The 19,644-nt window shown below is 45.2% G+C and carries 12 protein-coding genes and 1 pseudogene; 6 read left to right on the top strand and 7 right to left on the bottom strand.

The annotated features are described in order from the left end of the window. From B5X68_RS06900 to B5X68_RS06885, 4 genes are all read left to right on the top strand, one after another. Window positions 1–1,584 (top strand): RagB/SusD family nutrient uptake outer membrane protein, encoded by a 1,584-nt coding sequence (locus tag B5X68_RS06900; RefSeq protein ID WP_082213861.1) that lies wholly within the window; start codon window positions 1–3, stop codon window positions 1,582–1,584. A 142-nt stretch (window positions 1,585–1,726) separates the two neighbouring features. Then, window positions 1,727–4,840 carry a PVC-type heme-binding CxxCH protein gene (locus B5X68_RS06895; protein ID WP_082213860.1) on the top strand — a complete coding sequence of 1,038 codons (3,114 nt, stop codon included), beginning with the start codon at window positions 1,727–1,729 and terminating at the stop codon, window positions 4,838–4,840. 57 nt (window positions 4,841–4,897) lie between these two features. Next, complete coding sequence (locus B5X68_RS06890) at window positions 4,898–6,103, top strand: FG-GAP repeat domain-containing protein (protein WP_082213859.1); 1,206 nt, start codon at window positions 4,898–4,900, stop codon at window positions 6,101–6,103. Window position 6,104: 1 nt separating this feature from the next. After that, window positions 6,105–6,950, top strand: a complete 846-nt coding sequence (locus B5X68_RS06885) for a sugar phosphate isomerase/epimerase family protein (RefSeq protein WP_082213858.1) — start codon at window positions 6,105–6,107, stop codon at window positions 6,948–6,950. Between the two features lie 58 nt (window positions 6,951–7,008). Here the strand turns inward: B5X68_RS06885 and B5X68_RS29440 are convergent, their stop codons facing one another. From B5X68_RS29440 to B5X68_RS29080, 4 genes are all read right to left on the bottom strand, one after another. Then, a complete protein-coding gene (locus B5X68_RS29440; RefSeq protein WP_082213857.1) occupies window positions 7,009–7,284 on the bottom strand; it encodes a hypothetical protein in 276 nt (91 codons plus the stop codon). Beyond that, a complete protein-coding gene (locus B5X68_RS06875) occupies window positions 7,272–8,114 on the bottom strand; it encodes a phage tail-like protein (RefSeq protein ID WP_082213856.1) in 843 nt (280 codons plus the stop codon). Before B5X68_RS06875 ends, B5X68_RS29440 begins: the two co-directional genes overlap by 13 nt. Before the next feature lie 189 nt (window positions 8,115–8,303). Then, window positions 8,304–9,830: a malate:quinone oxidoreductase gene (locus tag B5X68_RS06870; protein WP_082214040.1), complete on the bottom strand. Its 1,527-nt coding sequence runs from the start codon at window positions 9,828–9,830 to the stop codon at window positions 8,304–8,306. 247 nt (window positions 9,831–10,077) lie between these two features. Further along, complete coding sequence (locus tag B5X68_RS29080) at window positions 10,078–10,656, bottom strand: hypothetical protein (RefSeq protein WP_082213855.1); 579 nt, start codon at window positions 10,654–10,656, stop codon at window positions 10,078–10,080. Window positions 10,657–11,005: 349 nt separating this feature from the next. On the opposite strand from B5X68_RS29080, the gene porU2 (B5X68_RS06860) reads away from it, so the two are divergent. Both porU2 (B5X68_RS06860) and porU2 (B5X68_RS06855) read left to right on the top strand, forming a co-directional pair. Then, a complete protein-coding gene (porU2, locus tag B5X68_RS06860) occupies window positions 11,006–14,035 on the top strand; it encodes a putative type IX secretion system sortase PorU2 (RefSeq protein ID WP_082213854.1) in 3,030 nt (1,009 codons plus the stop codon). A gap of 75 nt (window positions 14,036–14,110) precedes the next feature. Further along, on the top strand, window positions 14,111–17,431 hold the full coding sequence (porU2, locus tag B5X68_RS06855) for a putative type IX secretion system sortase PorU2 (protein WP_082213853.1): 3,321 nt from the start codon (window positions 14,111–14,113) through the stop codon (window positions 17,429–17,431). A gap of 22 nt (window positions 17,432–17,453) precedes the next feature. Here the strand turns inward: porU2 (B5X68_RS06855) and B5X68_RS06850 are convergent, their stop codons facing one another. From B5X68_RS06850 to B5X68_RS29435, 3 genes and pseudogenes are all read right to left on the bottom strand, one after another. Beyond that, window positions 17,454–18,797: an asparagine synthase-related protein gene (locus B5X68_RS06850; protein WP_170916590.1), complete on the bottom strand. Its 1,344-nt coding sequence runs from the start codon at window positions 18,795–18,797 to the stop codon at window positions 17,454–17,456. Window positions 18,798–18,839: 42 nt separating this feature from the next. After that, window positions 18,840–19,412 (bottom strand): annotated as a pseudogene (locus B5X68_RS29560) (class II glutamine amidotransferase domain-containing protein); the annotation flags it as partial. Window positions 19,413–19,436: 24 nt separating this feature from the next. After that, window positions 19,437–19,586, bottom strand: a complete 150-nt coding sequence (locus B5X68_RS29435; protein WP_141110199.1) for a lasso RiPP family leader peptide-containing protein — start codon at window positions 19,584–19,586, stop codon at window positions 19,437–19,439. Window positions 19,587–19,644 lie beyond the last annotated feature (58 nt).

Here is a 19,644-nt window from a genome sequence, read left to right as displayed (position 1 = left end):
ATGAAAAAGATATTTTTTCTGCTGCCGGCATTTTTACTGCTGAGCTCATGCGCAGACGAATTTTTGACCAAAGACCATCCTACTGCCACAACCGACGAAAATTTCTGGAATACGGAAGGCGAGATCAACACGGCCTTGAACATTATTTATGACCAGGTTCCGAGCGGGCAGTTTCGTTACCAGAAAAATACACGTATCACTTTCGACGGCATGACGGACGACGCGGTGTGGTATGCCAACTTTTTTGGGGAGGTTAATATCATTGCATTGGGTAACGCCACTTCGCAGATGCGCGGAACAGGTTGGGATGCGATCCAGCCCGTTTGGGAAGAAAATTATTTAGCCATCCGCAGGGCCAACCGTTTTCTGGAATTTGCGGGAAAAGCGTTGGTAGGGCCCGAATTGAAAAAAAGATATTTTGCCGAAGCACGTGCATTAAGGGCATGGCTGCATTTAGACCTTTTTCTATATTACGGCGAAATCCCGATTGTGACAAAAGTGGTGCTGCCAACGGAAACCGACCTGGCCAAAAATTCCAAGCAGGAGATCATCGATTTTATCGTCTCCGAACTCGACCTCGCTGCCCAGGATCTGCCGTTGAATTACGCAATCAATGATATCCGCAGAATTACAAAAGGAGTTTGCTACACAATGAAAACCGTCGCATTTCTGAACAGTGGCCGTTATCCCGAAGCCGTTGCAGCAGCAAAGCAAGTCATTGATCTGAACCTGTATAAGTTACATCCCAAATATCAAGCGATCTTTAATTACGAAGCGCAAGTGAATGAGGAGCGCATTTTTATTCGTCAGGGCGGCAATGATGATAGTTTTTACAGAGCGGCGCCCGGATATTTGGGCGGTAATGCCTGCCTTAATCCCACCGCAGCTTTGGTAAATACTTATGAAACCAAACAGGGTAAAACGCTGGCAGAGCTTGGACCAGACAGCGCGGCCATTTATAAATTGAGTCCAAACTATAAAAATAACCGGGACCCGCGGATGGAAGCGACCATTGCTTACCCGGGGTCAACATTTTACGGCAACCTCGACCCATTTGATGATTCTCCTAATAATCCCAACCGCCTAGCAGCCAATTATTCCTCAAAAACGGGTTTCTGGTTAAGGAAATATGTCGATCTGGCCGATAAGGGTAGGGGACGGGGGACATTGGATTATGCCGTTTATCGCTATGCCGACCTTTTGCTCATGTACGTGGAGGCGCTCGTGGAAAGCGGGCAATGGAAACATCCAGACGTGATCAAATATCTGGACCAGATCCGCCTGCGAGCCGGAATGCCCAAAGTGAATGTGGCCGTTTATAATACAGAGGAAAAAGTCCGGGAGCTTTACCGCCGCGAGCGGCGCGTCGAGCTTGCTTTTGAAGGCAGTCGTCTTTTTGATATCAGAAGATGGAGGATTGCCGAAAAAGTAATGAATGGTGTTGTGGAAGGCGCGATTAATCCCAAAACCAAGAAGGCGGTAAATGTAGAAACCCGCACATTTTCACAAAAAGATTATCTCTGGCCCATTCCGGCAAGGGAAATTGACGGCAACCCGCTGATGACGCAAAATCCGGGTTACTAACCTCATAGTGTTCTTGTTAATGTCATTCGCCCCGGTCGCAAATCGGGGCGAATTTGCAGTAAAAAACGGGTGCAAAATGTTTTTATAATTGAAGCCTGAGCTACCGGCCGATTCCTAAACCACCTCTTCAAGTTTTTTGCCAATGAAATTGTTTCACTTGACCGGAAAGGCCATTTTACTTCCTGCTGTTCTCATTTTATTTGGCCAGGGCTGCGGTCTTCCCCGGCAAAAAGCCGCTAAATCTTCCGGAAACGTCATTAAAATTCACAAAAAGGACATTTACGCTGAGCATGTCCGAACGTCTGAATTTCAAACACCCGAGCAGGAAAAGCTGGGTTTCAAGCTTCCGCCGGGCTTTGAAATAACATTGTTTGCTTCCGAGCCGGACATTACAAAGCCCATGAACATGGAATTTGATGACCGCGGCAGACTTTGGGTCACACAATCTTCCGAATATCCCATCGCAGCCGGCACAAGCGATGGCAGGGACCGGATCACGATCCTCGAAGATAAAAACGGCGACGGAAAAGCAGACACATTCACGCATTTCGACGACAACCTCAACATTCCGATTGGCATTATGCCCGTTTCAGATGGTGCCATTGCATACAGCATTCCCAATCTTTATTATTTCAAAGACGGGGATCATGATGGCAAGTCGGACAGCAAAAAAGTGCTTGTGGGCGGATTCGGGCATAAGGATACGCATGGCATGGTGAACAACATTATCCGGGGTTATGACGGCTGGCTGCATGTTTGTCATGGTTTTTCCAACACTTCCAACATTGCCGGAACGGATGGTGATTCTGTGAAAATGACTTCGGGAAACACATTTCGTGTGAAAATGGATGGCAGCCGCGTGGAGCAAACGACATTCGGCAGGGTGAATCCGTTTGGTTATGCATATGATGAAAAAGGATATCTGTTTTCGGTGGATTGCCATACGAAACCAATTACACAGCTGATTTTTGGCGGGGATTACCCGCATTTTGGGAAAAAAGTGCCGGCAGGATTGGGCTTTGCGCCGGAAATGATGAGCTATGAATTGGGCTCCACAGCGCTCGCAGGGCTCGTTTATTACACCGGAACGCATTTCCCGGAACAATATAGAAACAGCTTTTTCACGGGTGATGTGGTGACCTGCCGCATCGACCGGAATACAATGACTTACCAAGGCACAACGCCCGTTTCAAAGAAGGAAGAACCATTTTTGCTGAGTAAGGACCCGTGGTTTCGGCCTGTTGATGTGAAACTCGGGCCCGATGGCGCCTTATACATTGCCGACTTTTATAACCGCATTATAGGACATTATGAAGTGGCGCTGAACCATCCCGGCCGGGACCGGGTTAGCGGCAGGATTTGGAAAATTACTTACAAAGGAGATCAGCCGCACACAAATATGACCGTTACGGATTGGTCAAAAGCGTCGCTGGAACAACTGCTTTCAGGACTCAATCATCCGCAAATAAACACGCGCATGAAAGTCGCCGACAGGATCGTGGATTCCTGGAAAGGCAAGGCAGCTGAACCCGTAAAAGCAATGCTGGCCATGGCAGATCCGACGGCATACATTCACGGTTTGTGGATTTTACACAGGCTTAATGCGTTGGATAATACAACATTGGAGAAAGCATTAACCCATAACAATGCATTGATCCAAATCCACGCGCTGAGAATTGTAGGTGAAAACAAGGCGTCATTTGAAAAACATAAAGCATCAGTTGACCATGCCTTAAAAAGCAGAGACCCGTTCATTCAACGGAGCGCTGCCGAAGTGCTGACGCGGTTTCCGAATGCTGAAAATCTAGCCCCATTAATGGAATTGTTTGAAAAAACAGATTCGTTGGACACACATTTGCGCTACACAGCCTTGCTTGGCGTGAGGAACAATCTTCGAAATCCGGGTGTCATGTGGCGCGTGCCCGCCATGGCCTGGAATGAGCCGCAACTGGCATTGTTAACGCGGGCCATGCTGGATGTTCCGTCCAGTGCAGCAGCGGCATTTGTGCTGGATTACACGCGTAATCACGATTTGCCTTCCAAGACATTGGTCAAAAACCTCGAACAGATCGGGCGCTATGTGTTGCCTTATCAGCTCGATCAGGCAATTGATCTGATCAATAACAAATTTGCAAATGAGCCTGAAACGCAATTGTCATTATACAAAACCATTCGAGCAGGTGTGAAGCAAAGTGGTGCGGAACCGGGCCAGAAAATGAGGGATTGGGGTTCGAAATTAGCGACGTCGTTCCTGAGTAGCATTCCCGATAAGAGAGAAAAACCTGCTAAAAACTCAGCATTGCTTGCTTCTCAGCGTGTTTTGGCTGCGGACATAGCCGCCGAATACAGGTTGAAATCCAGTGAGCCCGATTTGCAGAGAATTTTAAAACTGAGTTGGCTCGAATCTGCGGTCAGAGGCGCCGCAGCAGGTGCATTGATGCGCATTGATCCTGATACAAATGAAAAGCTGTTGGCTGAATTGTTCAATGACCCGGCTGAACTTCCTGAATTGCGTGAGAAATTGGCCGAGTTAATCGGTCGGCAGCCTTCGCCCACGGTTTTTGAAATGTTGAAAAAACAAATGGCGGGCGGCGCAAGGAACTTGCAGGTTGCGATTGCGACGGTTCTGGCAAACACTTCCGAGGGTATAACATATCTGCTGAATGCCTTTAAGGAAGAAGAGGTGAATGTGGAAATTGCGAACGAAATTCCGGTTAAAGAGCGGTTTGCGATCAATGCCAAATCGGACCAGCAAAAGCAAATGGACAAATTTCTTGCTGCCGGAGCGGATGAACGTGTGGTAAGACAAAAGCTGATCGACGAACGCATTGCAACATTCACGCCGACTGGGGGCGTTAATGTTCCTGGAAAGGCCGTTTTTGTTCAGAATTGCAGTGCTTGCCATCAAATTCAGGGATCGGGAGGAATGGTTGGACCGCAGCTTGATGGCATTGGCAACTGGGGCCATAAAGCATTAACCCAAAAAATACTTGACCCGAACAGAAATATAACGGAGGCTTTCAGGACTTATAACATTACATTGAAAGACGATAAGACATTGACGGGGCTTTATCGCCGGGCAGAAGGTGAAACGCTGGTTTTTGCAGATCTTACAGGTCAGGAATTTGCCGTAGCGAAGAACGAGATGAAGGAATACCGTGCCTCGAAATATACATTAATGCCCGATCAGTTTAGAAATATAATTGCTGAAAAGGACTTCTATGCATTGCTGGATTATCTGCTCAGTGTAAAATAATGGCAGTAAAATTGATGTTCATTTCATTTTAATAATAGAAATCTAAATCCTTAATAAATGAGAACAATTGCAAAACAATTAAAATGGCTTTGCCTGATCCAGGTTTTATTGCTTATGGCCTATGCTTCAAACGCGCAGACCAAACAGAAAAAGGGCAGCACGGTCTCATTTAAAAAACAGGTTTTGATCAAAAAATTCATTTCCGAAGGCGCAGCCATGGGCGATGTGAACAAAGATGGCAAAAAGGACATTCTCGCAGGCGCTTATTGGTTTGAAGCACCGAGCTGGAAGGCGCACGAGCTCGCAAAACCTGACTCATTCATCGTAAACGGCGGTTATAGCGATTCATTTCTTGATTTCGCCATGGACGTGAACCAGGACGGCTGGATTGATCTGATCCGGATCGACTGGCCTGGGAAAGCATCTGTCTGGCACGAAAACCCAAAAGGAAAACCGGGTTACTGGCCCGCGCACGTAATCCATTCTTCGGTTGGAAATGAGTCGCCCATGCTGGTGGATATTGACGGGGACGGTCGTTTAGACTTATTAGGAAATGATCCCACGGCCAAAAAAGTGATCTGGCTGCGCTGTCCGTCCAAAAAAGGGGAGACAGAGTGGGAGAAATTTACAATTAGTAATGATGAGAAAAATGCCACACATATGTACACGCATGGCATCGGTTATGGCGACATTAATGGCGATGGCAGGAAAGATGTTTTGGTGAAGAACGGCTGGTGGGAAGGTCCGGCAGAAGGGCCGGCAAAGGTCGCGAAAGATGCGGATTGGAAATTTCATCCCGCCGATCTGGGAAAAGATTGTTCGCAAATGTATGTCATGGACCTCAACGGCGACGGCCTGAACGATGTTTTGAGTGCCTCAGCGCACGATTATGGCATTTGGTGGCATGAGCAGGGCAAAGATGAGCAGGGCAATGCAACATGGCGTCATCACAGCATCGACAATACTTTTTCTCAAACCCACGGACTTGCCCTGGCAGACATTAATGGCGATGGAAACATGGATTTCATCACTGGAAAAAGATATTTCGCCCACCATGGAAATGATCCCGGTGAATTTGAGCCGGCGGTAATTTACTGGTTTGAATACAAGCCGGGAAAGGTCCCAAGCTGGACCAGGCATGAGATTGACAATGATTCTGGCGTAGGATTGCATGTTACCGTGGAAGACCTGAACAAAGACGGGCTGCTGGATATTGTTACCGGAAATAAAAAAGGCGTTCGCATATTTACTCAAAGCCGCTAGTATGAAATTTGGCATTAACACGTATTTGTTCTCCTCGCCATTCACCAATGAAAGCGTTTCCTTTTTTCCAAAGTTCAAGGAATGGGGCTTCGATTTTGTGGAGATCGCGGTGGAGGAACCTTCGAACATTGATGCCAGGTATATCAGAAAAGCCTTGGATGATAATGAGTTGGAATGTCGTTCTGTATGCGCGGCAACTGGCCCAGGTCGCGACTTGCGTGGAAACCGCAAGGAGCAGGTTACATCATTGGAATATGTTCAAACATTAATCGACATTGCCCCGATATTGGGAAGCCAGCTTGTTGCCGGGCCAATCTATTCTTCGGTCGGGCGGGCTGACCTTGTTCCTGAGGAAAAAAAGGAAAAGCAATGGACTACGGTTGTAAAAAACCTGAAAATCCTTGCCGACTATGCTGTCCAGCACAATGTGAAACTCGCATTAGAACCGCTAAACCGATACGAAACAGACTTTATCAACACCTGCGAACAAGTGCTCAAAATGATCGCAGATGTTGGAAGCGAAGCATTAATGGTGCATCTGGACTCTTTCCATATGAATCTCGAAGAAAAAGACCCCGCACTCGCAATCAAACTAGCCGGCAACAAACTCGCGCTCCTGCACGCATCCGGCAGCGACCGCGGAACCCCCGGCGGCGACCAAATCAACTGGGACCGCATCTTCGCAGCTTTGGACAACATCAACTACCAGGGCGACATCGTCATAGAATCCTTCACCCCAGACGTCAAGATCATCGCCAAAGCCGCCTCAATCTGGCGGCAGGTGGAGCCTTCAAAGGAGGCGATAGCGGTGGATGGGTTGCGGTTTTTGCGGTCGCTGGCGTTTTGAAGTCGCTTGAAAATATGGTAAAAATCACCAGTTCTTACAAGTAGCCGATTAATGACAGCTATTGTTTGAAGAGTAGTCGTCCGCTAAAAAATGAATCTTGCGGCGCAACACCTAATGTACCGGACTTTGTGGCATTCATTGTTGCCTCAATATGTATTTTATCACCTTGTATCAGTTGAATATCTGTAGAGACTGATGATGGAGCTTGTATTACATCTGTTGCCTGAGATTCGACAATCACCGATGATAAATTGTTTCTTGTAAGAACGAGAGCTATACTATGAAAAAACGTTTGATAGTCGTCACCATCTTCAATGGGGACTACAAAATGCACTTGAGCATCAAAGTGATAAAGGCCAGGAAAAGGTACATTGAATGTGCTGTGCGGGGCTGAGTTGATATCGTATAGTTATTACTTATGTCGTAATTTTGTGCTGCAAAAGCAACTTTCATTGGTACAGTGTTACCTGCAATAATCTCACTCCCCCCTCCCTGCACCCCACTCGCCCGAAAAGCGACATTCCCCGAAATATTCTCCCAAGTAGCATTTCCACTCCCATCAGAAGTAAGCACTTTACCATTCCCAGGCGATTGACCAGGCCCGGCGATTGTTATTGGTCCGCTAACTTCCAACGCTTTTCCATTAGTGTTTGCCGCGGATGCGAAAATCCCCGTGCCTGTTGATGCTGAGTGGCCAACTATCCCTTTGCCAGATAGTGTGGCGCCCCTAAGACCGATTGCATTTGCAGCAAGTCCACTAATTGCAACCGAATTATCATTAGCGTCCTGATTATTAATAAGGAACAGCGGGCCGCTATTCGTCGCAGTTTGCGAAAAAGGCAGCGTCAAACTTCCACCTCCACCAACCAAACTCCAAGAAGGACTGGCAGACGTTCCGGAATTGTAATAAAATCCAGCTTTCCCTAATCCTGCATTTGTATTATAAACCAGCAACGCAGTCGCCGGATTAGGAATCGTAGCGTTGTCTGTCAGTGATTGCAGCGATACTCGTGGAATAAGCAGGCCTTTGTCTGTCCCGACGATGTCAAGAGCGGCGCTTGGGTCGGGTTGTGTGGTGTTAATACCAACGTTTTGTGCGAACGAGCTTTGGCTTGCGAATAAAAGTGCTGCTGCCATAGCGAGTGGGGTAATCAGTTTTCTCATTGTATTGGGTGAATAGTGTGAAACATTCGAAAGTCCAATATTGACGAGACAGGCTAATAAAAGTGAAACCGATGAGCCTGCGGTGCGGTGGGATTAGTATACGGTTTGGGCATAAAAAAAGCGCCGGACCTAAATCCAGCGCTTTTGATATATACATTGTTATCGGCTCGTAAAAAACATTGCGTTCAACTACGCACTGAACTCCTCCGAATAATGCGAAGCACCCAGTTCTAACACCTCGGTCGTCCACGCACGGGTTTTCGCAGCCAGCTCGGCGTCTTTTGCCAAAGATTTGCCAAATGACGGGATGATTTTTCTAAATTCGGCTTGCCAGTCTTCTGATTTAGCTTCTTTGAAGCACTTCTGAATCAGCTCCAACATGATCGAGACAGCTGTGGAGGCGCCCGGAGATGCTCCCAGTAATGCTGCCAGTGAGCCGTCGGCCGCAGTAACCATCTCCGTTCCAAATTCGAGCACACCGCCCACTTTTTTGTCTTTTTTAATAACCTGGACGCGCTGACCAGCCATTTCAAGATCCCAATCTTCCAGTTTTGCTTCCGGCAGATAATCTTTCAAAGCCTCCAGACGATCCTGCGGCGATTGTCTCACCTGGTCGATCAGATATTTGGTCAAAGGAATATTATGAATTCCGGCTGCCAGCATGGGCCGGATATTATCCAGCTTGATGGACAAAGGCAGGTCTAGGAAGGATCCGTTTTTCAGGAATTTGGTAGAAAAACCGGCATAAGGCCCGAATAAAAGTGCTTTTTTGCCGTCAATCATACGTGTGTCCAAATGTGGAACGGACATGGGAGGCGAGCCAACGGAAGCTTTTCCGTAGACTTTTGCCTGATGTTTTTCAATGATTTCGGGATTATTGCAAACCAGCCACTGGCCACTTACCGGGAAACCGCCGAAGCCTTTGCCCTCGGCAATGTTCGATTTTTCAAGAAGAGGCAACGATCCACCGCCTGCTCCGATAAAGACAAATTTGGTCTGAACGCGTGAAGTTTTTCTGGTAGCGCGATCTTTCACTTCAATGATCCATGAGCCGTCTTTCTTTTTTTCAAAGTCGTCAACCTCGTGATTCAGATAAAGGTTTACGCCTTCCTGTTTTTCAAGATATTCGAACATGAATTTGGTAAGTGTCCCAAAATTGACGTCCGTGCCCAGGTCCATCTTCGTTGCCGCGACTTTTTCTTCCGGATCACGTCCTTCCATCACCAAAGGAATCCACGAGTTGATCTCGCTTTTATCCTCGGTATATTCCATTCCTTTGAAAAGGTGATGTTTGGTTAGACCGTCGTAACGTTTCCTAAGATATTCTACATTATCATTTCCCCACACGAAACTCAGATGTGGAATGTTGTGGATAAATGCGTCAGGAGAATCGATAATGCCGGTTTCCACAAGGTAAGACCAGAATTCCTTCGAAACTTCAAAAGACTCAGCGATTTTGATCGCCTTTTTTGTGTCTACCGAGCCGTCTTCCAGCTGTGGCGTGTAGTTTAATTCGCAGAACGCGGAATGTCCGGTTCCTGCGTTATTCCATGGGTCAGAACTTTCGGCGGTAACCCGGTCCAGTCTTTCAAAAATAGAAATGGAAATAGACGGACTCAATTTTTTAAGTAAAACTCCAAGAGTTGCACTCATGATACCGGCCCCTATCAAAACAACATCAGGGGAGATCGTTTTTGAAGATTTTTTGGTAATCATCGGAGAAAAAATGGTATGATACATGGGCTAGCTAGCCCGGAATAGTACAATAAATAAATTGCTACAATGTAGTAAACACATCTTGCCCCAAAAATAGTTTAATTTAAAAAAGAAAAGTTATGGCTGGTTACAAGTTCTTGGTTGCGGGCAATTAAAACTTGGATGGGTTAAAATCTGATACAAAAAATAAGGAAGCACAATCACGTTAAACGCATCATGCTTCCTTACGAACCGAGGCAATCTGGATTTACAGATCCGCCTTGATTATGTCTTTATCCGTAAGCCCCAATGTTGATACAACCTCTTCGTAGTTGTTCCAATCCACCTCGGCATTGCGTCTGAATTTCTCAGATGGTATGATGACCGCTCTTATGCTTTGAAACACACGTTCCGGCGCTTTGTCACCTCCATCAGTCCAGGAAACAGGTCTGATATCAATGAAGAACTGATTGCGTCTGAGCAGCGTGATAAAGTTAAATGTAGTTGACGTAGAGTCACTAAAATCAACTTTTCCCGGTAATGCCCACCATAGGTTTTGGCTTTTTATAAATACAATTACCACACTAGATGCAAGTGCCACGGTATCAGCAGGAGTCAGGTTGTTTTTACCCATTGTGTATCCGCCATTTGTGCTGTTAACTTGTCCTGTTACAAGTTCTCTTGCACCGATTCCGTCCTGGCCAGCAACGCCGGAGTCACCTTTAGGCCCTACCGCACCAGCAGGTCCTGCAGGTCCCGCTGGACCAACATCGCCCTTCTCTCCGTCGCAACCCAGGGATAAACCAATCAGACCAAGCCAGGCGACCACCATTAATTTTTTAAGCATAGTAGTATACGTTTTAGTTAAACAGTGAATAGATTTAAGACAAATAAAATAGGAAATGTCACAAATACCTAAGTTTTGGAAGGGTTACTTCCACGAACGGGCATGGCAAATTTCGCTTTCGTATAGTGATATAAAAATTGTACCAAAATGTGCAAATTAGCTTACCCATCCGATCAGCTACCGACCTGTCGTGGGAACTACTAGGTGCGACCTAGAATTTTTACTAAAAAGTTGTTCTACTATTCAACTTATTGTAGCTTTATTATTTATTTTGTATATAAATTTATATATAAAACACTTATACATTAGAAGCGCATTTACTTAAAAGGGATACACTAACTGGAGATTTATGAGAGCAAGAATTTTTACAAAAACTATTTTTTTATTGGTACTGGTTTATTCATTCACCACTATTAATTTAAAAGTACATGCTCAGTGGAGCGGGACCTACGGGAATGACTGGTTAGCTGGCAAATATTCCCAACCATGGGTGAAGATCAATGTAGGTGTGGTGAGCGGAGCGCTTACGAAGGGCGTTTACCGGGTGGCAATGACTTCGGCAAAGTTACCTGATGCGATCAAGAATGCAGATAAAGCCAAATTGCAGCTTTGGCATCGTGGCAAGCAGGTTAATATCCTGAAAGCTGATAATACTGAATTACTATTTTATGCTGTGCCAAACGATGGAAAGTCAGATGAGTTACTTTTCAGGCCGACGTCATCGAGGGCTAACCCGTATTACAGCATGTATTCCGATGAAAGCTCCTATTTTTTAACAGTTGGGGCCGCTAATGGAGATCGTGCGCCGGAAGAGACATTAAATGACGCCTCGTCGGTTACTTTAACGCAGCACATTAGAACGGAGTCAAAAAACTATCAGTTAGCAAATGAGTACTCACATGCTACAAACATTCCTTTAAGGCCGATTGATCAAAATAGTTTTTTCGAAGATGGCAAGACAAGGACCGGTTCGAGGCTTTTTGACGATGCAAGCCATCCGATTCACACAAAGGATGCTACCAAGGATTTCGATTTCACACTGAAAGCAAGGTCCGGCACCGACAAGCCAAAGGTTGAGGTGCTGATCAACGGACGAACCTTCTTCCCTTCAAATCCGGGTGATTCAAGAAATATTCATATTTACGTAGGAAAGGATGCTGCCAACCTAAGAGAAGTAGGCATGGTGTATATTGCGGGTTTCACTTTTGGCAAGTTCTCATTTGACCTGGAAAATACTGACCTGGATGCAAATGGAAAGGGCTTATTGGGTTTCAAGACCGATGCCAGCCCTGAAAATATCCAGGGCAACACAATTTATGACGTATTTTCCCTGACTTACTACAATGTAACTTATAACCAGCAAATTGATATGCTAGGCGCGGCTTCTGCCGAGTTTCGGTTTGCTGCGACTTCGCAGGGAGTAAAAAATAAAATCGTTATCGCTGGCGCACCTTCCGGGACATTGAAATTTTATGACATCACAGACATCGATAAGCCCCGAATTATCAATGGTACAGCGGCGAGTCTGGTTTTTTCAAGACCGAACGCTAACGAGCTTGTATTATTGGCAACGAATCAGACACCAACAACGGTCGCTGATGCCAAAATCAACCAGGTTAGCTTCACCAACTATAACAAGTCTGATTACAATTATCTGATCATATCCAATACCACGCTTCTGGATGCTGCAGAAGATTTCAGAAAGTATCGCACCGAACAAACGCCTGGCGAGAAATACAAGGCTCCCACCATCTTCAACATCACTGACATTTACAATCACTTCAACTATGGCGAGCCTAGCCCTGTTGCAATCCGTCGTTTTGTTGATTATATGGTTTCCGACGGAAACTTGAACAAATATCTTTTGCTTTTAGGGAAGTCGATCACAAGAAATGATAAGATTGTGGCAAAGGAACTAGTGGACGAAGTTCCAACAGTTGGTTTCCCCGGATCTGATTTTCTGTTGGTTGATGGCCTGGGTGGGCAGCCAGAAGATGTGGAAGCGATTCCGGTGGGCCGGATTCCTGCGATCAGTAACGCGCAGGCTCGTGCTTATCTCAAAAAAGTTGAGGTGTATGAAAACTCGTCAACAGGACTGGACTGGCGTAAAAAAGTGCTGCACATAAGTGGCGGAAAAAGTCTTAGCGAAGTTGGTATACATTCAGGCAATTTATCTACCGCCGGGAACGCTGTTACAGGAGCTTTCGGAGGAACGATTGATGTTAGAAATAAGACTCAGGGCGGGGATGTAATACAGCCTCTGGATATTTCTGCGGCTATTAATTCGGGAGTAGGGATGATTACCTATTTTGGACATAGTGCGCCGTATCAGACGGACTATAATTTTGGCTACGTCTCCGACAACGCCAAAGGATACACTGATCAGAACGTAGACGCAGGGATTGGGAAATTTGCAATCATGTATTATAATGGTTGTGATATCCTGAATGTTTTTAACAATCAGTTTAACGAAACGGTTAATATCAGCTCATCAAGGGCACAATCTCTTGACTGGTTATTGAATCCGAAGAGAGGCGCTGTTGCGGTGTTTGGGAATACATGGGCAGGATATAACCAAAGCTGTAACGAATATTTGCAGGAACTGTATCCAATCATATTCGGACAAAGCGATAAAAACCGGCTTACAATCGGCCAAATTCTTCGCAAGACTGCTATCGAGACAAAAAACAATCCTAATCCATTCAGACTTGGTGCTGACGAAAACGCAAGAATAGCTTCTGCTTCTTACAGCAAAAGACAGGCGCAAATGCACCAAACATTATTGCTGGGAGATCCTGCATTAAAGATCCTGATCAGTACGGAGGGAAGCATGCCGGTCGACTTGTCGTATTTCGAAGCAAAGCTGGTTTCGGCAAATTCTGTGGAGGTTGCTTGGAAAACAAACTCAGAGACAAACAACAGCCATTTCCTTGTCGAGAGAAGCTATAATGCGAAGAATTTCGAGCAAATCGGGTATGTGGAGGGAAATGGTGACATGGTAACAGAAAGCTCCTACAAATTCTTTGATAACAAGCCTTTGCCAGGAACGAGCTATTACCGCCTGGTACAGGTAGATAAAGTTGCCGAGGGCAAAACGGAGGAGGGGAAAAAAACACTATCATCCATTGTATCGGTTAACAGACCTTACACGAATTCGCTTGTCGTTTCTCCGAACCCATCCAGCGATTTTGTTGAAATCAAATTGGATCTGCCGGTTGCTATAAAAAGCTGGAATTTGGTTGATATCAAAGGAAGAGTGGTTAGAAGAAATGAAACCAAGTTAACATTGGACATCTCTAACTTAGCTTCGGGCGAATATATCGTTGAAATCCTTACCGAAAACGGTGACGTGATTTCGAGGAAGCTTGTTAAACAATAAAAATAATTAGCAAAAAAAGCATAGGTTGTGTCACACACTGCAACCTATGCTTTTTGTATTTTTGAACAAAAATCAATGATGATAAAGCACACTCTCTACATCCTTTTCTCTCTTTCGCTTACATTCTTTTACGTCACGGAAGGATTTGCGCAATCAGCTGCACCTTATGCGAATAGCTGGATCAATTATGAGCAACCCTATGTAAAAATCGCAGTTAATGCGAAGGGCATGCATAAAGTGCCACTTTCTGCTCTTCCTGCATCTTTCCCGGTTAACCAGCCAGAAAAATTACAACTCTGGCATTTAGGAAAACAGGTTGCTATTATCATTGAGAGTAAGGAAATATCATTCTATGGTGTTCCAAATACCGGAGAAAGCGATTCACTGCTATATCGGCCAATGAGTTCCAGGCTGAACCCATTTTACAGCATTTATTCGGACGAATCCGCTTATTTTCTCACCGTATCTTCATCAAAATCACTTCGTGCAGAAACTGTCAACAGGGCAGTCAACGATGCAACACCAGCGCTGGCATATCACATTGCAAAGGCATCAACAGTGCTCAGCACAGATTACTCGCTCGGCGCAAACAGCCCGCTTCGCCCGAACTTCTTCAATAGCTTTTTCGAGAAAGGCGCCAGTAGGACCGGCCCTAACATTTTAAAGAATGTGCAGTCAACATATCCTATTCAATTAACTAACCTGGTAAGCAACTCTATCAAACCAAAGGTAAAATTGCTCGTTCATGGCAGAAGTAATAATGAAAGAAAGGTTGAAGTATACATAGGTAAAACGGAGCAAACGCTGAGATTAGCGAAAGTCTTGGCCAGTTCCAATTTTGAAGGTGTAGATGGTGAATTCGAAATTGAAAAAGCAGATCTGGACGCCAATTTTAAGGGAATAATTGCATTAAAGTCGGTTAGCACGGATCAATATGAGCGGTTTTCGCTGGCTTACTTCACTGTAACTTATCCACAAAGTTTTTCAATTGCTTCCAGGAAGTCGATTGAATTAACACTAGATCCGCAAGCAAGCACATTGAGCAGAGTTGCAACTACGGGGGCACCGGCGGGCGTAAAAATATACGATATAACCGACACATTGCGTGTCATTGCTGGTAATGCAGGCAATTTCATGGTTCCCAGAAAATCAGGCAAAGTGTCAACATTGTTGGTCACAAATGAGGTAATCACAGTCCCTGCCGCGAAAATCAGTGCAGTAAACTTTCAGAAATTTGACCCGAAAGCTGCGAACTACATTATTGTAAGTGGCGAGAACTTGTTAGCCGGATCGGCGGAATATGCGGCGTACCGCGCTTCACAGGTTGGCGGAGGTTTTAAAACAGTTGTAGCCAACATTAAGGATGTATATAATCAGTTCAATTACGGCGAACCAAGTCCGCTCGGCATTCGTCGATTCGCGAGCTATATGATTTCGGACGGCGTGAAGGACAAATCGCTTTTTCTCATCGGGAAGTCTATATCGTTGACCGAACGTATGAAAAAAGAATTGCCAGAGGAGGTTCCAACTATCGGCTTTCCAGCCTCAGACATTCTTCTGGTAGAAGGTTTAGGTGGGGTAAGTCGTGACGTTCCCGCTTTGAATGTGGGTCGCTTGCCCGCGATGACGGATCAGCATATTAAGGACTATCTGGAAAAAGTAAAAGAATATGAATTAAATGATGGTGAGGAACTGGGTTGGAGGAAGCAAATTTTGCACTTGAATGGAGGGAAGTCGGCTAGTGAAATAACCCAGTTGAAAAATGTTCTCGAGACGCTTAAACCGGCTGTTGAAAATGGGTTTGTTGGAGGCCGGGTAACGCCTTTTGTAAAACAGCAGGCCATTTCTGAGGTTGAAAAAGTAAATATCACGCCGCAGGTTAACGAGGGCGTCGGCATGATTACTTATTTCGGACATGGCTCTGCAACCGTTACTGACCTGGATATGGGCTACATTACAGATGCCGACCGGGGATACAATAATTATAAGAAATATCCTTTCATGTTTTTCAACGGATGCGGTGTAGGAAACGTTTTTGCTGCAAGGTATAACGCCAGTCCGACGGCATCAGATCGGAGACCGCTATCTATGGATTGGATACTAACGCCGAAGAAGGGCACGGTTGCCTTGGTTGCCAATTCATTTGAGAGTTATGTGAGTTCATCCAGTAAATACCTGAGTAATCTCTACAACACCATGTTTGCAGACGAAGCGACTTCCAGTGCTTCTATCGGCAGGGTCCAGGCCGTAGTTGCTCAGAAGATCGTTACTGGCGGTGCCAACCAGTACGATATCGCGAACATTCATCAATCGTTGTTGCAAGGAGACCCGGCTATTGAAGTTGTCACGGTAAGTAAACCCGACTACGCAGTTGGAGCGGATGATGCCATTATGCTTTATTCCGAGTCCGCCGGTAAAACGATCGACAACTCAGCGTCTGTAAGGGCAGTTGTCAAATTAGCAAATGAAGGACGCTATATCAAGGATCAAAAAGTGCCGGTCCAGGTCGAAATACAATACAGCGATGGCAAAAACGACGTGAAAAGTGAGACCGTTTCGGCAATGGCTTATAAAGACACACTGTCATTCTCATTCGCAAACAAAAAAAATATTAAGAGGATTCTTTTCAAAGTAGACCCTGCTAATACGCTGCAGGAATTGAGCAAAGGGAATAACAATTCTGAGCTTGTCGTCGAATGGGATGTTGCCAAAACACTGAATTTCTATCCAGGTGCTCCTTTAAAGGATTTGATCGCACCACTTTTGGAGGTAAAATTTAATGATAGGATTATTGAGAACAAGGATGTTGTCGATCCATCTACATTGATCACTATTAAGCTCGAGGATGATCGCATTCTGTCTCCTGATACTTCGCTGGTAAATGTTTTCATCAAGCCTTGCGAGGGTAGCGATTGTGACTTTACCAAGCTTTCCTATTCGAGCAATGACCTCAAAATATCATCCTTGTCCGAGCGGTCACTCAGCATAGCTTACCAGGCTGAGAGTTTGAAGCCAGGCATTTACGAATTATTGGTTAATGCAAAAGATGGCTCATCCAACGCTTCTGCCAATCCATATCGCATTGTATTTACGGTAACCGAAGAAAATCAGGAGAACCAGCTCACAGTGAGCCCGAACCCTGCCTCATCCTATGTTAGATTTCGTCTGGAAGCTGGAAGCAAGGAAGCTGATCAGTCAGTTCACTGGACCATGTACTCGCTTAAAGGAGTCGCCCTGGACGAAGGGGAAGTTCAGTTGGGAGGTTCTGGTATCAAGGACTGGTATTGGATTCCTGGCCTACATATTCCGTCCGGAACATATGTTTATAAGCTTAATTTAAAAACGGGCGCTGAAACAAGAAAAAGCTTTGCCGGCCGAGTGGTAATCCTGAAATAAGCCGGTTACCGCGGGTTGAATGCTAAGAAGCTGTGAGAAGTAGATCATTTTTTTTCAGCCAGTGGAACCAAATGGCCAGCGAAATGGCGCGCGTGACATGGAATTGTGATAATGTGTGATTGGACTCGGACGCGCTTGGGTCAACCAAGATCTTTGCTGATTCAATGTATTTCTGTTGATCTATAAAGTTCCAGACAATATTGCTTCCGTCGTTCATAAGCTCCTTGGACTGATGGTACAAACGAAGCGCAGCTTCTCTCCCATAAATGCTGAAATTAGCTTTGTTTGGCCTGCTCCTGACTGTCTCGGGCAGCAAACCTTTCATCGCTTCTCTGAAATGCTCACGACCGATGCCTCTACCAAATTTTATCTCCATCGGGACGGAAATGCATAATTCAAACAGATCTTTATCATAGAACGGGAATCGGTTTTCCAGGCCGTAATGATTTCCAAGTGCGAAAAACTGCTCGCTGGCGATAATGGTCTGACCATTAAAAACATCGTCAAACCAGACTTTATAATTCACCGGTAAATCTCCTCTAAGTAAATCGGCCAGGTTTTCCCGTTTAATAACTTTAACGGCAGCAAATTCCGGTTTAAGAATTGTCGCTTCAAGTGTTTTCGTTCTAATGAGCTTCTTCCAGAGCCGTTGAAGGCCCGCTGAGAAAAAATGCCATAATGAAACATCCATTTCTCTCGAAGATTCATTGAGAAGCTTCACAATTTCAAAAGGTTTAAGCCTTCTGGTTTGCTCGAAAAACTTGCTTACAATCAAATGCTTCGTGTATTGCCTTATCTTCTCGTCAATATTGAGGGATCCCCACTGTGGAATTGCGCGGTTGATCGAGGCATACGGGGCTCTTTTTATGATAAGCGCTTTTAGCTCGGCCCAATTTCTTTCAAAATATGCTTTTGTCAACTTTTCGAGACCACTTCCTACAACAGAGTCGCCGTCATGGCCTATCAACAGAATCTTACATCCAAGATGACTCGCGAACTCCATGAGGCTTCCCTGGGATGAAGGGCTTATGACCATACATTCAGGATGCCCGTACACAGACGTATAGCGGGATATCATTTCAAAATCCTCATTCGAGGGAGGCACTTCGTGGTGGATCGAACGGATCTTTTCTGCTACTTCACCAGCAAATTGGATCTCGTCCGAATATTTTGTTTTCGTATCCAGATATAACGTGTGCAATGAAAGTTCCGGATCTATCGCCTTCACGACAGCACTGATGGAAGAAGAGTCCATCCCTCCACTCAGGTGAGCGCCCAGCTTTGCTCCATCTTGACCAATGTTCTGCTCGACGGATTTGAAAAAGAGATCTTTAAAAGCTTTCGCATAATCTTCGATCGAATGCAAGTGGCTCCATTTGCTGGGGTCAAAACTGGCGAATCGCTTAGTTGTAACTTTTTCGGAAGTTATGGAAATAACGTGTCCCGGAAGGACAGTCTTGATGTTTTTAAAAAATGTACCGGAGGAGTAACTGCTGGACTGATCGCCTCGAAACCGGGAGTATGAAACTATTCTGTCGGAATCTAATTGCAAATATGGTCGGCAAATTGGCATTTTTAGCAACGAGACCAAACTAGTCGAAAATGCCACGAAAGAGCCTGGGATATGAATGTAGTAAGTAGGAATTACGCCAAAAATATCCCTTGATAAGTAAAGTGTCTGCTGGATCTCATCAAACCAAGCCCCGAAATCACTCAATTCCCTTCCTGACTGGGAATCCGGGACATCAGAAGCAGAATGAAAGACCCGGGAATGTTGTCTTGCGTATGCTCTGTTTAGATATTGAGGCTCCCTGTCACCCAAAAAATTAACCCCTAGTGCAAAGACATGTTGCAGTCTCGTACTAGGGGTTAATTCTAAGGATGAGAACCATCCATTGTTCCAGGTAATGATGTTTTTAGTTTTTTCTTCAGTAATGGTATACGGAAGATCACTAAAACTAACTACGCCTTCAATAATCACCAGGGGAAATTATTTTATCTTGGATCAAAGATCGTCGAAATCAAACGTAGGGCCCAAATCAGCGGCGCTGCCTAATTTTCCTTTTGTCAATTTAGCAACGTTTCCGAACCTGTTCAAGGTTGGTTTGCGATAAGACTTTTTCGTCTGTGTAGAGTGCGAATTCACTGTTTTCATTTTGAATTTGTTATATGATTAATACCAGTATCCAGCGTAAATTTAGTCAGATAAATTT

The organism is Dyadobacter psychrophilus (assembly GCF_900167945.1).
GTDB lineage: Bacteria > Bacteroidota > Bacteroidia > Cytophagales > Spirosomataceae > Dyadobacter > Dyadobacter psychrophilus.
Note: the sequence above shows the minus strand (reverse complement) of the source record. Positions and strands in the feature narration are given on the sequence as shown.

Bases quoted from the DNA above. Each gene is read 5' to 3' on its own strand.
- B5X68_RS06875 (WP_082213856.1), bottom strand. From the start codon at position 8,114: ATGAGAAAACTGATTACCCCACTCGCTATGGCAGCAGCACTTTTATTC.
- B5X68_RS06885 (WP_082213858.1), top strand. From the start codon at position 6,105: ATGAAATTTGGCATTAACACGTATTTGTTCTCCTCGCCATTCACCAAT.
- B5X68_RS06890 (WP_082213859.1), top strand. From the start codon at position 4,898: ATGAGAACAATTGCAAAACAATTAAAATGGCTTTGCCTGATCCAGGTT.
- porU2 (WP_082213853.1), top strand. From the start codon at position 14,111: ATGATGATAAAGCACACTCTCTACATCCTTTTCTCTCTTTCGCTTACA.
- B5X68_RS06900 (WP_082213861.1), top strand. From the start codon at position 1: ATGAAAAAGATATTTTTTCTGCTGCCGGCATTTTTACTGCTGAGCTCA.
- B5X68_RS06895 (WP_082213860.1), top strand. From the start codon at position 1,727: ATGAAATTGTTTCACTTGACCGGAAAGGCCATTTTACTTCCTGCTGTT.
- B5X68_RS29080 (WP_082213855.1), bottom strand. From the start codon at position 10,656: ATGCTTAAAAAATTAATGGTGGTCGCCTGGCTTGGTCTGATTGGTTTA.
- B5X68_RS29435 (WP_141110199.1), bottom strand. From the start codon at position 19,586: ATGAAAACAGTGAATTCGCACTCTACACAGACGAAAAAGTCTTATCGC.
- B5X68_RS06870 (WP_082214040.1), bottom strand. From the start codon at position 9,830: ATGATTACCAAAAAATCTTCAAAAACGATCTCCCCTGATGTTGTTTTG.
- porU2 (WP_082213854.1), top strand. From the start codon at position 11,006: ATGAGAGCAAGAATTTTTACAAAAACTATTTTTTTATTGGTACTGGTT.